The organism is Nitrospira sp. (genome assembly GCA_016788885.1).
Classification (GTDB): Bacteria; Nitrospirota; Nitrospiria; order Nitrospirales; family Nitrospiraceae; genus Nitrospira_A.
On record JAEURX010000048.1, the window covers coordinates 1 to 13,424 of the forward strand.

Here is a 13,424-nt window from a genome sequence, read left to right on the forward strand (position 1 = left end):
CGGCTGGGCCCATCTGGCGGCGGTGATCGATTGTCATGATCGGGAAGTGATTGGGTACGAGTTCGCCTTGCGGAGTCGGGCGAAGGAGGCCGAGCGCGCCGTGGAAGCCGCCTGCCTGGCCCGGTTTGGGACGCTGCGGCCCGTGGGGGCGCCGGTGCTGCGGAGTGACAATGGTCTGATCTTCCAGAGTCGACGGTTTCGGCAAGCCTGCCGGGACTATCGGCTGACGCAGGAGTTCATCACGCCGTATACGCCGGAACAAAATGGGATTATCGAACGGTTCTTCCGCAGTCTCAAAGAAGAGTGTGTCGGGCAGCACGTGTTTCGGACGTTCGAGGACGCGCGACGCGTCATTCGAGAGTGGATGCAGTGGTACAACCAGGAGCGCCCGCATCAGGCCTTGGGCTATCGGAGCCCGATCCAATATCGGACGCAACAACTCACGCAGGTGGCTTGATTTCAAGGGAGCACTACACTCCTGCCGGAACGCGATTGAAGATCTCCACGCATCCGCAGCATGCATAAAATCTCGGCAAACGCCCCACACCAGCATCCACTGCGTGCACGAGAAACCTAATCTGGACTGACTTGCGTTCCGGACAAGAGGGCTCACCTGGCATTGAATGGCTTTCGTCAGCCCAAGTACCCCGAGATGGCATACCACCACTTCCTCGGCACCAATGCATGACCCATAAGGGCTCTCCCACGCCGCATCTGCCGGGAATGTCCGTGGTCATACGACAAAACTGACTGAGAACTATCGCTGTCCGTATCTCGATGCTCCGCCCAGAGTGGCCAGCGTGCATCCCTCGCTCCTCGCCGTAGGCGATCGATGTCGCACGAGAGATTGCGAAAGGCAGTCTCGTGCTGTCCTCTGATAACACTCATCTCATAGAGGGGCGATTCAACGCCGATCGAATGTTAGGTCTGCTTGAGCAGGCCTTGAATCAGGCAACGAAGGATGGCCATCACGGCCTGTGGGCTTCGGGCGATAAGAGTACACAATTTGGACCGGAGAGAGACGTCACGACGCTTTAGGGTTCTGCGTAGCGATTAGAAGAATTCCTTCAGGCCCATCCAGATCCTTACGGCATCTACCACTATCATGCGGACACCTTGCCCGGTGACGCCTTGCGACATGGGCTCTTCTCCCATTCGTCACGCTACATCAGCGAAACACGTTCCCGGCTCAATCCGTATCTTGTGGAGCGAGAGGCGTTCGCGGCGCACGCATACAGCCATACCGCGCTGGATACGGTGGTCTGAGATCTCTGTACGACGCCGGAGGCACTCATTCTGAACGCCCTCCCTCCCAATGATCTGCAGTAACGTCTTCCACGACACACCTCACAGATCGACGCCGGTGTCCCCTGTGTGCACGGTACCGGCCATACGAACGCTCAGCCTCTTTCTCGTGTAGGCTTCTTGAGATCGTCACAGAAGACAGGCTGCGAGATCGGACCGCGCTACTTCCCGGCCCCAAGCCGTGAGTGGCGCACCGCCAGAGTGAGCGGCCGTGGCTCCAACTGCAACGGCTTGTGGTGCATGGCCAGCAACACCGCCTTCCCAGGAGTGGCTTGATAATCGCCGCGAAACTCTTTGTAATAGATCATCACCTTTCGCACATAGTCGCGGGTTTCTTGATAGGGCGGAATCGCACGATATCGCTCGACTCGTCGTTCACCCGCATTGTACGCGGCCACCGCCAGCCGTACGTTGCCATTAAACCGATCCAACAAATAGCGCAGGTGCCGCGCGCCGCCGCGAATGTTGTCGCCGGTATCATACAGATTGTGCACCCCGTGGCGAATCGCCGTTTCAGGAATCAATTGCATCAGCCCCACCGCACCCGCGCGCGAAATCACCGTGGGATTGAAGTCCGACTCAGCCTTGATTACGGCTAGCAGCAGGGCGGGGTGCAACTGGAACTGCCAGGCATATCGTTCGACCGCGTCTTCCACTTCTTTCACCGATACCCGATGTGCCAATCGGCGCGCCTGGGGATCAGCCGGACGAAACCGCTGATCGGTGGGAACATTTGTCATTTCAAATAGGCCGTTCGCACCGACATATCCATACATGTCACTCTCTGCAGACGCCGACTCTCCAACGACCAGCGCACTCGCAATCGCCAGAGGAAGGGCCCAGACAAGAGCGGTCCGCTCTCCGGCTTCGCGATCTTCAGGAAACGTGGAGTCCAGCTTGTTCCGGACACATCGTTCATGGGCCATACTCCCTCCCATTTCTCCCGCCGCATAGAGTGCAGGGTCTCGCGTATCTCGCAAACCATCCTTACACCCGCAGATCTTGTGCCACCGTCGCATGGTGTACAAAAGCGCCCAGCCCCATGCACTTCAAACGGTTAGCACCTATCCCTCTGGACAGCCTCGGGACGGACGGGCCAACGAAACGAGCGATTTTTGGTCACAGCGCCGCCGAATTTTGGCCGTTCGCTCATTGCTATCCGTTGCGGAGCGCAAACCTTCTCCTGTTGACGAGCGAGACCGGGCCTGCCTCATAGATTGGCCGAATGAGAACCGCCACGCGGAAACAGGCTCTTGTTTGAACGTTGAAACCGACGTGCTAGAATCGCCTCAGCTCAGTCACCACCAAGATGGAGTGCGCAACCAGAGCAGCCATCCCACGTGCCGGCAAGACAGCCTCCACCTACGATGACGACTTGCCTCTGCATACGAATCACCCCCCTGGCCACAGAACCCTGCGTCACTCCCGGCAGGACCACCGTGTTCGCATTCTGCCGGGGTATGGGCACCGCCTCATGATCAAACTGCTGCTGGTCGAAGACAACGCGGTCGATGCTCAACTCACGCAAGATCTTCTGGCCGAATGGTCCCTCAATCAGTTCGAGATCACCCATGCCTCCATGCTGTCGGATGGGCTCGCCAAGCTGAGTCGTGGCCGGTTCGACGCTGTCCTTCTTGATCTTTCGCTTCCCGACACCCATGGTCTCAGCACGGTCACCCAGGTGTTGGCCACGAGTCCCGACGTGCCGGTCGTCGTCCTCAGCGGACACGATGACCATCCGTTGGCGCTGCAAGCCCTGCAGCACGGTGCGCAGGATTACCTGGTCAAGGGGGATGGTGGAACGGAGTTTCTTGCGCGTTCGATTCTGTATGCGATCGAACGCAAGAAAGCGCAGGAGCGTCTGACGTATCTGGCACAACACGATCAACTCACTGGATTGATCAACCGCCCCCTGTTTCGTGACCGCCTCATCCACGCGATGGCGCGCAGCAAACGAAAGGATCAACCTCTCGCAATCATGCTGCTCGACCTCGATCGCTTCAAGGGCGTCAATGACACACTCGGCCACGATGTCGGGGATCAGCTGCTGAAAGAGGTCGCGGCGCGATTGCTGGAATCCGTCCGCGAAGTCGATACCGTCGCCCGCATGGGCGGCGATGAGTTCACCGCGATCCTGGAAGGCATTTCAGGCGAAGAGGATGTCCTGGTCGTCGCGAAACGGATCGTGGAATCGATCGGCACTCCGTTTCAGATCGGGCCCCATCGCATCTCGATCGGCGTGAGCATCGGCATCACGCTATACCCGGCCGATGACGACAACATCGACGAACTGCTCAGGCATGCGGATAAGGCCATGTATGCCGCCAAGCAGCAAGGCGGGGGACGGTTTCATTTTCATGCACCAGCCGGGCGCTCACCATCGAGCACACCCGCTTCCCTCTCGTAGACGTAGCCCCCGCTTCCCGCCACGCACCACAGACTCCTCCGCCCTACCGCCCGATATCGGCGAGGGGCTGCTCCGTCACCACGAGCGATCCGCGGGGATTAGGCAAAAATACATTCGCCGTCACCAACTCCTCGTGCGAAGGCGTCGGATGCGTATCCGGCGTCATGACGAGTCCCCAGTGCTGATTGTCACGACAGGTATTGCTCAACAACAGCGCCTCTGCGTGATGAAATAGGAGGATGCCGCTGAGCATGTTGGCATGGCACACATTACGCACACATTCCGGATGGCTTCCCGGATCTCGCACCGCCAGCCCGAAATGATGGTTTCCGAAGCACTGATTGCCTGCCACGCGCGGCTGAGCACCGGCAAAGACAAAGATGCCGGATTCCCGGTTGTAACAGACTTCGTTGTCGACAAACGTCGCGCGGGCTTCCGGACCATAAATCACGACGCCCGACAACACGCCTTCGGTCGCCCGACATTGCGTCACCGTGCACACAGAGTCCAGCAGATTCATCGCCGAATGCTGATCGCTCCCCACGTACCGAAACGTGATCCCCGTAATCAGTCCGCTGGGGACTCGCTGTAAATACAACGGTCCTCCGCGGCGGCTGTAGATCTGGACATGGTCACGCCCGGCGCCGATGAGCAGCACAGGCCGGTCGGCCACGAACACTTTGTCCTCGTACACACCGGGACGGATGAAAATCTGATCGGTCTCTTCGGCCTCCTTCAGCGCCGCGCTCGGCCGAATGTATGCGTGAGGGTCGCGAGCATCGACGATCAGCGTCCGCCCGCCCTTCGGATTGGGAGGCGGGTCATGAATGGGCTCGTTCCGAACTCCCGTGGAACCTGGTTCGTAGGGTCTTTCCATACACACCTGTGCCGCACACGCCTGCCGGCCTTACCGCGAAGTGGCGGAACAGCCGCACCGGAAGAATGCTAACCGATAACAACTGAGCATCCGGGATCTGTCAAGCCGAGCTCGTGGCACGCTCGCCGCCGGCAGTTTCCGTACACTCCTGCCTACTTTCCGCACCGAATGTTCCGTGCCAAGCTGAGTCGTCCAGTTCTGCTCACCGGGGAACCAGCCAATTTCACAGCAGATTTCCCTGACTCATCGAGCTGGTGCAATTCTTCCATAGGGACGAGGCACGACGCGCAGCCGGAACCAGCCCCGATTCACCAGGGAAGAAAGAGGGAATCCCATGACCATGGCTCGATTCACCACCGGTTCAGTCCGAGGCATCGCTGCAACAATGTTGTTATTCGCCATCCTCACACCCGCACCCAATCTGTTCGCGGCCACCCCTCAGCCCCCGGACGCCGCACATCGCCTTTACGATCGCGTCATGGAGGAGTTTCGACACAGGGACTATCCCGCAGCGCTCGCCGGCTTTCGCTTCTTCCTCGAACTGCATGGGCAGTCCTCACTCTCGGCCAATGCGCAATATTGGATGGGTGAATGCCAGTACCGCATGGGCCGACACAACGACGCGTTGGCGTCGTTCTTTAAGCTCATCTCCGACTACCCAATGAGCCAGAAACTCGCCGCCTCAACGCTGAAGATCGGACAGATCTACACGAAGCAAGGCGATCGCGAAAAAGCGCAGATGATGTATGAACGCGTCACGGGCCAGTATCCCGACAGCCCCGAAGCCGACGTCGCGCGTAAGGCGCTGGACGCCGAGGCCGCAAAGGGCGAACCGATCGCCACCGAGCCGAGTTGAGCAGAGCGGCGAGGGCTCCGTCGCTTCCGGCGACGCAGTGACTGCGGCGATCCGGCGACCTCAATCGGGGTCGGCAAGATCCAACACGGTGACGAGCCCAGGCACGGTGTACGTATGCAGCGGGCTCAGTCGTACGAGTTGGATCCCGGCGGCCCGGAGCGCCCCGTCGAACAACGACTCGTCGGCGGCCTCCGGGGCATCTTCCGACACCGGGGGATTCACTTGCACCACCTTCTCAACCAACCGACTCCCCGGATGTACCAGCACAAATGTCGCGCGTGTGAGCGCGAGTTCTCGCAACGTCTTGGCCGGCGGCGTACCTGACGGCGTCCGCAAATCCAGGATGCTCCAAAGAGGGATCTGGGTGAACAGCAGATACCGATCTTCCACCGCCATTCGCAGTAAGTTGTAGAGCTGCACTTCCTGATCCGTCAGCAACGGCTTGGCGGCAAACGACATCCCCGACGAAGAGCCCCCCACCGGCACATCGGACGCCCGCCGACGACCGAATGTCTCCCATGCCAGACTTCCCAGAAAGACCAGCGCGCCGATTCCTAAAATTGGATACAGTAATTCCATCGCAGCCCGTTCAGATCAACGGAGAGACCCTGCCTGCATGATCCGCATACCTGCGCCGCCGGGCACGACGGTGCCAAGCACCACCGGATGGCGTGCGCCCGTCACCCCAGGAACATTCGTGCAGTGCCCAAGCAGCATGTCGTGTGCGAGCAGGGCAAACGCCGTCGCCTCGAACGCCTTGCTGCTCCACCCGCAGTCGTCGAACGTCAACACCGGCGCCGGCGCGAACACCTCGCGAAGCGCGTCCATGATGGCGCGGTTGTAGACCCCACCCCCACCGACGATCACATCATCGATCTCACCCGAGATCCACCGCCGACAGGAACCGATCGCCTCAGCCGTCCAAGCCGCGCAGGTCGCCAGCAGATCCTCAAGGGACAACCGCGTCTTGTGCTGCCTGGCAATCAGCGCCTGAACAAACGGGGCACCAAATTCTTCTCTCCCGGTCGACTTCGGCGGCCGCCGTACCAGAAAGGGATGCGCCATGAGTTCCCTGAGCAAGCCCTGATTGACCATCCCTCGCCGCGCCAGTCGCCCCCCGACATCGTAAGACCGCCCCCCCCGTGTCGCAGCCCGCATAATCGCATCCAGCACCATGTTGCCGGGCCCCGTGTCAAACGCGCGCAACTCGTGCACTCGCGCTCCCGCAGGGAGATACGTGATGTTGCTGATCCCACCGATATTCACCACCACCCGACTTCGGCGAGGATGGCGGAACGCCACCGCATGAGCATAAGGAACCAGGGGCGCGCCTTCGCCCCCCGCCGCCAGATCACGGGGCCTGAAATTCGCCACCGTGGTGATGCCCGTGCGTTCCGCAATGACGGCCGGCTCGCCGATCTGCAGCGTCGAACGGACCAGGCCCACTCCCGACTCGCGAATCCCCTTCGGCAAATGGTGAATCGTTTGTCCGTGCGATCCGATCGCATCGATATCGGCCGGCCGATACTTCGCCTTGCGAATCACACGAAGGGCCGCTTTTGCGAACAGCTCTCCCAGATAGGCATTCATATGGCAGATCTCCGCCACTTGCCCCTGCAGGGAGAGCTCCACCACCCGTTGCTGCAACGCAGGCGGATAGGGAGCCGACGTGAACGCCAGCGGGGTGATCCGCAATGTTTCGCCCCGCCGAACGATATCCACCAACGCGGCGTCGACGCCGTCGGCCGATGTCCCGGACATGAGCCCGACCACCTTCATCTTGCGCTCCTCCCGCCAACCGGACACACGCCTCGACCTCGTCTTCGGTGCGCTACGCTAATAGAAAGCAGGCAAGGGGTCAAGCGGCGCATCTAACATGAGGCCGCGCGTTGACTTTGCGGAGGTCGGGTGTTACCGTCCGCCGGATGTCTCGTCTGATTCTCTGTGTCCTGTTCATCGCCCTCGCTGCACCATTTCACTGGACCACTTCCGTTTCGGTTTCGGTGGCTGCCGCAGCCGAACCCCTCAACGTCGTCGTGACCCTTCCGGTGTTGAAGGACTGGGTGCAACAGGTCGGTGGCACGCACGTGCGCGTCGTCTCCCTCATGACGGGCTACGAAAGTGAGCACACCTATTCGCCCAAGCCCAGCGATCTGGTGGCGGTCCGGAAGGCGACCCTCCTGTTCGAAGTCGGTGCGGGACTCGAGGTCTGGGTCTCGTCGTTGGTCAAGAATGCGGGCAATGCCTCGCTCCAAGTGATCACGACATCCAAAGACATTCCATTGATTCATGACCAACCCGAATCAGCCGAAGAGGCGCATGGACATGCGCATACGGCCGGGAATCCCCATGTGTGGCTCGATCCATCTTCAGCCGCGACGATGGTGCAGCATATTTCCAATGCCATGGCCGCAGCAGACCCGACTCATGCCGCAGACTACCGGGCGAATACCACGACGTATCTCCAATCGCTCACACGCGTCCAGGATGAGACGTTGGGTCTCTTGCAGCAGCTGCCGAATCGCGCCGTCATCGTCCATCACCCGGCTTGGCCCTATTTCGCCCGTCGCTATGAACTACGCATCGCGGGGACCATCCTCACGCAACCCGGAGGTGAACCGTCCGCGCGACACCTACAAGCGCTCATCGAAACCATTCGGCGTGACCACATTCGAGTCATCATCTCCGAGGTGCAGTTGAACCAGAAGGTTCCGCAGCTCCTCGCACGGGAAACTGGGGCACAGATCGCCGTCTTGACCACCCTCCCCGGGGGCGTGCCGGGCACCGAGACCTACCTCGACATGCTGCGCTATAATGTGCTCCAATTGGCCAGTGCCCTGAAACAGACGTAACCGCCGCGCCCAACCGGACATCGACTGACGATCCAGCAGCTTCATCGAACGACCCGCGCATGACCCACCCCATTATTCGCTTCGACCACGCCACCTTCGGATTTCCCGGCACCATCGCGCTGGAGGACATTTCGCTCACGATTCCTGAATCCGAATTTGTCGGAGTGATCGGGCCCAACGGATCGGGAAAAACCACGCTGTGCCGCGCCGTGCTCGGGCTCATGGCGCCATTGAGCGGGACCCTCCGAGTCCTCGACTGTGCGTGCGAGGAGCTCCGCTGCCATCACCGCGCCCTCATCGGCTATCTTCCGCAAAAGGGCATGCTCGATCGCAATTTTCCGGTCACCGTCCTGGAAGCCGTGATGATGGGACGCTACGGCGCACTCGGCCTCTTTCGACGCCCCTCAGGCAAGGACCGTGACATCGCCCGGCAGGCGCTCGCACAAGTCGGCATGGACCACCACCGGGACTCGGCACTCGGAGCGCTGTCGGGCGGGCAACAGCAACGCGTCTTCATCGCGCGGGCGCTGGCGCAGCAGCCCCGCATTTTGCTTCTGGATGAGCCCACCACCGGCCTGGACCTGACGGCACAACACAGTGTGGTGGAACTGATCCAGCAGCTCCATCAACAATTGAAACTGACGATTCTGATGATCACGCACGACATCAACATGATTCGCTCGCGAGTCGATCGATTGGTGCTGCTCAAAACCAGATTGTTCGCGGCCGGCCCACCGCATGAGGTGCTACAACCCGATATCCTCAGCCAGGTCTATGGAAAGGAACTGGTCATCACCGACAAGGACTTTGTGATCGTGGAGGATTACCACCATCATCATTGAGGATTCTCGTGAGGGCTGAGCCGGGACGGCATACGACTCGCTCGATCTCGAGGTGCCTTCTGTTGCCACTCCGGCACATGTCCCATCACTGACGAACACGATGCTCGAACTGCTCACCTACGATTTCATGCAACGCTCCCTGCTTGCCGCCGCACTGGTCGGATCGGTCTGTTCCGTCATCGGCGTATTCGTGGTGCTGCGTGGACTGGCCTTTGCCGGTGCCGGGACGGCGCACGCCGCCTTTGCCGGGGTCACGCTCGCCTATCTCTTGGGGCTCCCCCCCCTGAGCCTCGCGATCGCCTTCGGACTGGCCACGGTCTGGATCACCGGATGGGTCGAGGAAAAAGGCCGCATGAAACTGGATGTCTCGATCGGCATCCTCTACACCGCCACCATGGCGCTGGCCATTCTGTTTCTGGGCTTGATGAAGACCTACAATCCAGAAGTCTACGGATATCTGTTCGGCAGTGTGCTGTCCGTCACGAAGGAGGAACTGCTGACGATCGGCGGGTTAAGTGTGGGGGTCTTGGGAACCATCCTGCTGCTCTCAAAAGAACTGTACTTCATCGCATTCGATCAGGAAATGGCGGCAGCCTCGGGCGTCCCCGCTCGCCAGATTTTTTACCTCCTCCTGACCCTGGTCGCACTGACCGTGGTGATTGCGCTCAAAACCGTCGGCGCCATTCTGGTGTTTGCCATGATTCTGATTCCCGCGTCGACGGCTTACCAGCTCACCCACAGCCTGACGCAGATGACGCTCTACTCCATGCTGATCGGCGTGTTCTGTTCGGTCACGGGCGTCCTGCTGTCCTACATGTTCGATTTGCCCTCGGGGCCGTCCATCGTCCTGCTCGCCACGACCCTCTTTTTCCTGGCGGTCTGTTGCTCCCCGAAGCGACTGCATCGCGTGCATCAGGAATAACCGTCGCTGGGTAGACCTGACTCTGAGGCGCCCCCTCGTGATGCAGGTCGAATGTGATCGGAACGTGATGACTTGGCGAGAGCGAATCAGGCTTGAGAACCAGGATGCTTGCGCGACCACACCATGCCGGTCTGTTCCTTGGCACTGAAGCCAAGCCGCTCATAGAATCCCGGTCGGCGCGTGCACAGCCAGAACAATTCAACCTGCTGCAGCGTCGGGTGATCGAGGATGCGGCGGACGATTTCGGTCCCGATCTTCTGACCTTGATAGTCGCGGTCGACAATCACATCCCAGATGGACGCCCGAAACACATAGTCGGTCAACACGCGCCCAAAGCCGACCAGCCTGGCCCCATCCCATGCCGTAATGACAAGATCTGTGTGTGCCAGCATGGCCCGCGCCTGTTCAAGCGCACGGTCCTTGGCCCAGGGTGCCTGCCGGTATAATTGGATCAGTTGTGCCGCGTCGAAATCGTTGCGATCAGAAAATGTGATGGGTCGTTGGCCGGTCTTGAGAGCAGAAGGCATCTTGTACTAAATTAATCCCTCCACGCGCGGGGTGTCTATTCACTGTAGTGTAAGGGGAAGACCATGGGAACGCAAGTACGAAGCTGTCCAAAGTGTTTTCAATTGATGTGGCTCAAACAAGACCATTACGAAGTCATCGATGAAGAGACGGTCCGTGCCAAGTGTCCGCACTGTAGCGCCACCGTCCGGTTTCAATTGGTCACCGCCGGTGCGAATGCTGCCGGACCGAAGATGGGACATTAGGCCCTCCGCACCACTCCTCGCGGACGTACGGTCGGGCGACGCCCTGCGCCACTCCCTGAGCAAGGGGTACACTGTGCCTACATTCCCCGCCCCGCCCCCTCAAGCTCCGGCTGACTGCCAGGGAGGATTTTGACCAACGCGCTACGGTACTCCCCCATCCGCTTCTCCTCCGGCGGGGCCATTTTAATTTCCTTGTCCCGCTGCATTCGCTCCAGATGATCCAGAACGGCCATCAGCGGCTGGACGGCGCCTAGCACATTGCCCACCTCGAAGGCTTCGAGTGATTCCATCAGATAGTCCTGCAGCCCCCTGAATGGGGAACGCCCGCTTTGCTCCCGAAATCGCAAGAGCGCCTGCTCGAACGCCTCGACGGCTTCCGGTTTGGGTTTGACACCGGTCGGCACGGAGGCGAGATGCACGACCGTCGGTAACTTGGAGGCATACCCTTTGAGTTGCGCAATCAGCTCACCGATCCGATCAAGCACTGCACTGGTTTCCATGATAGTCCTTTCCTGAATACCCCCAACGGCACAGCGCACATCCCGCACACTGAGCCTCGCTCACGCTCCAGACATGACCTCGGCCGCGGTCGCGGCGTGGAGCAGGTCTCGGACCTGCTCCATATCGTGTGGGAACGGCACGTCGAACTGATGATACTCACCACCGGTTGGATGTATGAAGCCCAACGTGCGGGCATGCAGCATCACTCGGGGAACCGGAATACCCGCGACCGCCATCACTTTAGCCCCTCCATAGGTTTTATCGCCAAGGATGGGGTGGTCGATTGACGTGAGGTGCACCCGCAATTGATGGGTACGCCCCGTCCTCGGGGTGAGACGCACATGCGCCGCAAGCTTTCCATACCGTGCCTCGATCTGATACTCGGTCGCCGAGGCTTTCGGTTTGGTTGTCCGGGCTGAAAACTTTTTTCGCTCTTTCGTGTCCCGGCCGATGGCGAGTTCAATCACCCCGTGTCCCTTCTTCGGCCTGCCCCATATCAACGCCTCATACACCCGGGTGATCGTATGCTGTTTAAACTGGGCCGCCAAGGCGCGATGCGACTGGTCGGTCTTGGCAATGACCATCACACCGGAAGTTTCTTTGTCCAGGCGATGGACCAAACCCGGTCGCTCCTTTCCACCCACATGCGAAGGCGTGACGCCCGCTGTCGCAAAGTGATGCAATAGCGCGTTCACGAGCGTGCCCGACCAATTCCCCGGCGCCGGATGCACGACCAGACCTGCCGGTTTATTCAACACTAACAGATCGGCGTCCTCGTATAGAATCTCAAAGGGAATCGCCTCTGGTTGGAGATCGAGTGATTCAGGACGAGGCACTTCCATCCTGATCCGGTCACCCGGCTTGATCTTTTGACTCGGCCGCACGGGCCGGCCATTGATCTGTATCCGGCCCTCCCCGATCAGTCGCTGCAATGCCGAGCGGGAAAACGTTGGATCACGATTGGCGAGAAAGACGTCGATCCGTTTTGACGACTCACCTCCGGTCACCACGATCTCAACCGGAGTCGTACGTACTCTCATCACATGCTAACTGCTTGAAGGATGGCTGACCTCACGGCGTGCGTAGGCTGACACAGGGGCTCGGCAAAAACAAGATGCCGAACTAGTCCACCGCTTCTACACATGTGCCACACAGATCATCCACATCTCATCCACATGATATTCACTCATGAGTAGCACGCGTGCATCATCATGACCCAGCCCAGTCTTGTTCAATTCTGACAGTCCAGCCGAAATTTTGACGCCACGTCCAAGTGCATTCTCATAGGCTCTTCCAGGATGGCCCTCTCCGCATGAACTAAAATCAGGTGGTTAGCGACGTATCTATTCAGCGTCTCATGGGCATTCGAATTGCTTTCTATATCTCGCAGGTTCGAAGTCATACATGAGTTGGAGCAAGCCCTCGCGATGAACTCAGATTTCATCCACAGAATTCTCAGATCGCTCCAGAATTCTTTTGGCTCGAAATTACAGGTGCGCGTGCCACCTGTGGACAACCACAGGCCTTCGCCTGAACCGGTCGCCCAGCGCGAACGTCGCATCGACGCACGATTTTCGGTCAAGACCCCATGCCTGTACGGGTTGCTGCGAGAACGACGGCAGGAGACACCGCTCATCTCGGGCAAGGCGCACTCGTTAAACATTAGCTCCGAGGGCATCCTCCTGCTGCTGGACCAAAAGGCCCTTGATGGGCAACTCCTTACACTCCACAATCCCGCCCTGCAGCCACAGCGAGAGACGAGTCTCTTTGAAGTGCGATGGACGACCGAACTACCGGTCGGATCGCAGCAGTCTTGTTATCTGGTGGGGTGTCATCTCGCCTTCGGACGTTTTCCCTTCTTTCTCCTCCAGCGTCGGCACTTGGACCGCGACATTTCAAGCCTCTCGCTGTAGTGACATACACCTCTTTCTTTCGTAATGACTGCCCTCTCAGCGCCGAGTTCATACAGTGCCGGGTCCAGCCACAGCCTTCGCCGAATTGCGTTGAAGTGGAGAGGCGAGGCGCTGAGGGCAGGGATGACCAGGCTCCGTGGACATACTGATAACGGGACTCCACCATCTCTACGCCTAAC

General features: G+C 59.6%; 16 protein-coding genes. 9 read left to right on the top strand and 7 right to left on the bottom strand.

The window, feature by feature from the left end:
- The coding region (locus JNL86_12795) for a transposase family protein (protein MBL8043786.1) at positions 1-457 on the top strand (457 nt) is incomplete at its 5' end.
- A gap of 407 nt (positions 458-864) precedes the next feature.
- Positions 865-1,038, top strand: coding sequence for a hypothetical protein (locus tag JNL86_12800; protein ID MBL8043787.1), 174 nt, complete (start codon positions 865-867; stop codon positions 1,036-1,038).
- A gap of 428 nt (positions 1,039-1,466) precedes the next feature.
- Here JNL86_12800 and JNL86_12805 read toward each other — a convergent pair whose 3' ends face one another.
- On the bottom strand, positions 1,467-2,231 hold the full coding sequence (locus JNL86_12805; GenBank protein MBL8043788.1) for a transglycosylase SLT domain-containing protein: 765 nt from the start codon (positions 2,229-2,231) through the stop codon (positions 1,467-1,469).
- A 548-nt stretch (positions 2,232-2,779) separates the two neighbouring features.
- Between JNL86_12805 and JNL86_12810 the strand changes: the two genes are divergently transcribed.
- Complete coding sequence (locus tag JNL86_12810) at positions 2,780-3,712, top strand: GGDEF domain-containing response regulator (GenBank protein MBL8043789.1); 933 nt, start codon at positions 2,780-2,782, stop codon at positions 3,710-3,712.
- Between the two features lie 43 nt (positions 3,713-3,755).
- Here the strand turns inward: JNL86_12810 and JNL86_12815 are convergent, their stop codons facing one another.
- Positions 3,756-4,589, bottom strand: a complete 834-nt coding sequence (locus JNL86_12815) for a right-handed parallel beta-helix repeat-containing protein (GenBank protein ID MBL8043790.1) — start codon at positions 4,587-4,589, stop codon at positions 3,756-3,758.
- Positions 4,590-4,923: 334 nt separating this feature from the next.
- On the opposite strand from JNL86_12815, the gene ybgF reads away from it, so the two are divergent.
- The gene (gene ybgF / locus JNL86_12820) at positions 4,924-5,445 is read left to right on the top strand and encodes a tol-pal system protein YbgF (protein ID MBL8043791.1); all 522 of its coding nucleotides are present in this window, start codon (positions 4,924-4,926) and stop codon (positions 5,443-5,445) included.
- A 60-nt stretch (positions 5,446-5,505) separates the two neighbouring features.
- Here ybgF and JNL86_12825 read toward each other — a convergent pair whose 3' ends face one another.
- The gene (locus JNL86_12825) at positions 5,506-6,024 is read right to left on the bottom strand and encodes a DUF2726 domain-containing protein (GenBank protein ID MBL8043792.1); all 519 of its coding nucleotides are present in this window, start codon (positions 6,022-6,024) and stop codon (positions 5,506-5,508) included.
- 15 nt (positions 6,025-6,039) lie between these two features.
- A complete protein-coding gene (locus tag JNL86_12830) occupies positions 6,040-7,224 on the bottom strand; it encodes an anhydro-N-acetylmuramic acid kinase (GenBank protein ID MBL8043793.1) in 1,185 nt (394 codons plus the stop codon).
- Positions 7,225-7,370: 146 nt separating this feature from the next.
- On the opposite strand from JNL86_12830, the gene JNL86_12835 reads away from it, so the two are divergent.
- From JNL86_12835 to JNL86_12845, 3 genes are all read left to right on the top strand, one after another.
- A complete protein-coding gene (locus JNL86_12835) occupies positions 7,371-8,297 on the top strand; it encodes a zinc ABC transporter substrate-binding protein (GenBank protein MBL8043794.1) in 927 nt (308 codons plus the stop codon).
- 59 nt (positions 8,298-8,356) lie between these two features.
- Positions 8,357-9,139: a metal ABC transporter ATP-binding protein gene (locus JNL86_12840; protein MBL8043795.1), complete on the top strand. Its 783-nt coding sequence runs from the start codon at positions 8,357-8,359 to the stop codon at positions 9,137-9,139.
- 100 nt (positions 9,140-9,239) lie between these two features.
- Entirely contained in the window at positions 9,240-10,061 is an 822-nt protein-coding gene (locus tag JNL86_12845; protein ID MBL8043796.1) for a metal ABC transporter permease, read from the top strand.
- A gap of 86 nt (positions 10,062-10,147) precedes the next feature.
- Here the strand turns inward: JNL86_12845 and JNL86_12850 are convergent, their stop codons facing one another.
- Complete coding sequence (locus JNL86_12850; protein MBL8043797.1) at positions 10,148-10,588, bottom strand: GNAT family N-acetyltransferase; 441 nt, start codon at positions 10,586-10,588, stop codon at positions 10,148-10,150.
- Positions 10,589-10,651: 63 nt separating this feature from the next.
- Here JNL86_12850 and JNL86_12855 point away from each other — a divergent pair, with 63 nt between their 5' ends.
- Positions 10,652-10,831: a hypothetical protein gene (locus JNL86_12855; GenBank protein ID MBL8043798.1), complete on the top strand. Its 180-nt coding sequence runs from the start codon at positions 10,652-10,654 to the stop codon at positions 10,829-10,831.
- Between the two features lie 77 nt (positions 10,832-10,908).
- On the opposite strand, the gene JNL86_12860 is transcribed toward JNL86_12855, so the two are convergent.
- Together JNL86_12860 and JNL86_12865 are read right to left on the bottom strand one after the other, a co-directional pair.
- Entirely contained in the window at positions 10,909-11,331 is a 423-nt protein-coding gene (locus JNL86_12860; protein ID MBL8043799.1) for a hypothetical protein, read from the bottom strand.
- Positions 11,332-11,391: 60 nt separating this feature from the next.
- Positions 11,392-12,375 carry an RluA family pseudouridine synthase gene (locus JNL86_12865; protein MBL8043800.1) on the bottom strand — a complete coding sequence of 328 codons (984 nt, stop codon included), beginning with the start codon at positions 12,373-12,375 and terminating at the stop codon, positions 11,392-11,394.
- Between the two features lie 465 nt (positions 12,376-12,840).
- On the opposite strand from JNL86_12865, the gene JNL86_12870 reads away from it, so the two are divergent.
- On the top strand, positions 12,841-13,245 hold the full coding sequence (locus tag JNL86_12870) for a hypothetical protein (GenBank protein ID MBL8043801.1): 405 nt from the start codon (positions 12,841-12,843) through the stop codon (positions 13,243-13,245).
- Positions 13,246-13,424 lie beyond the last annotated feature (179 nt).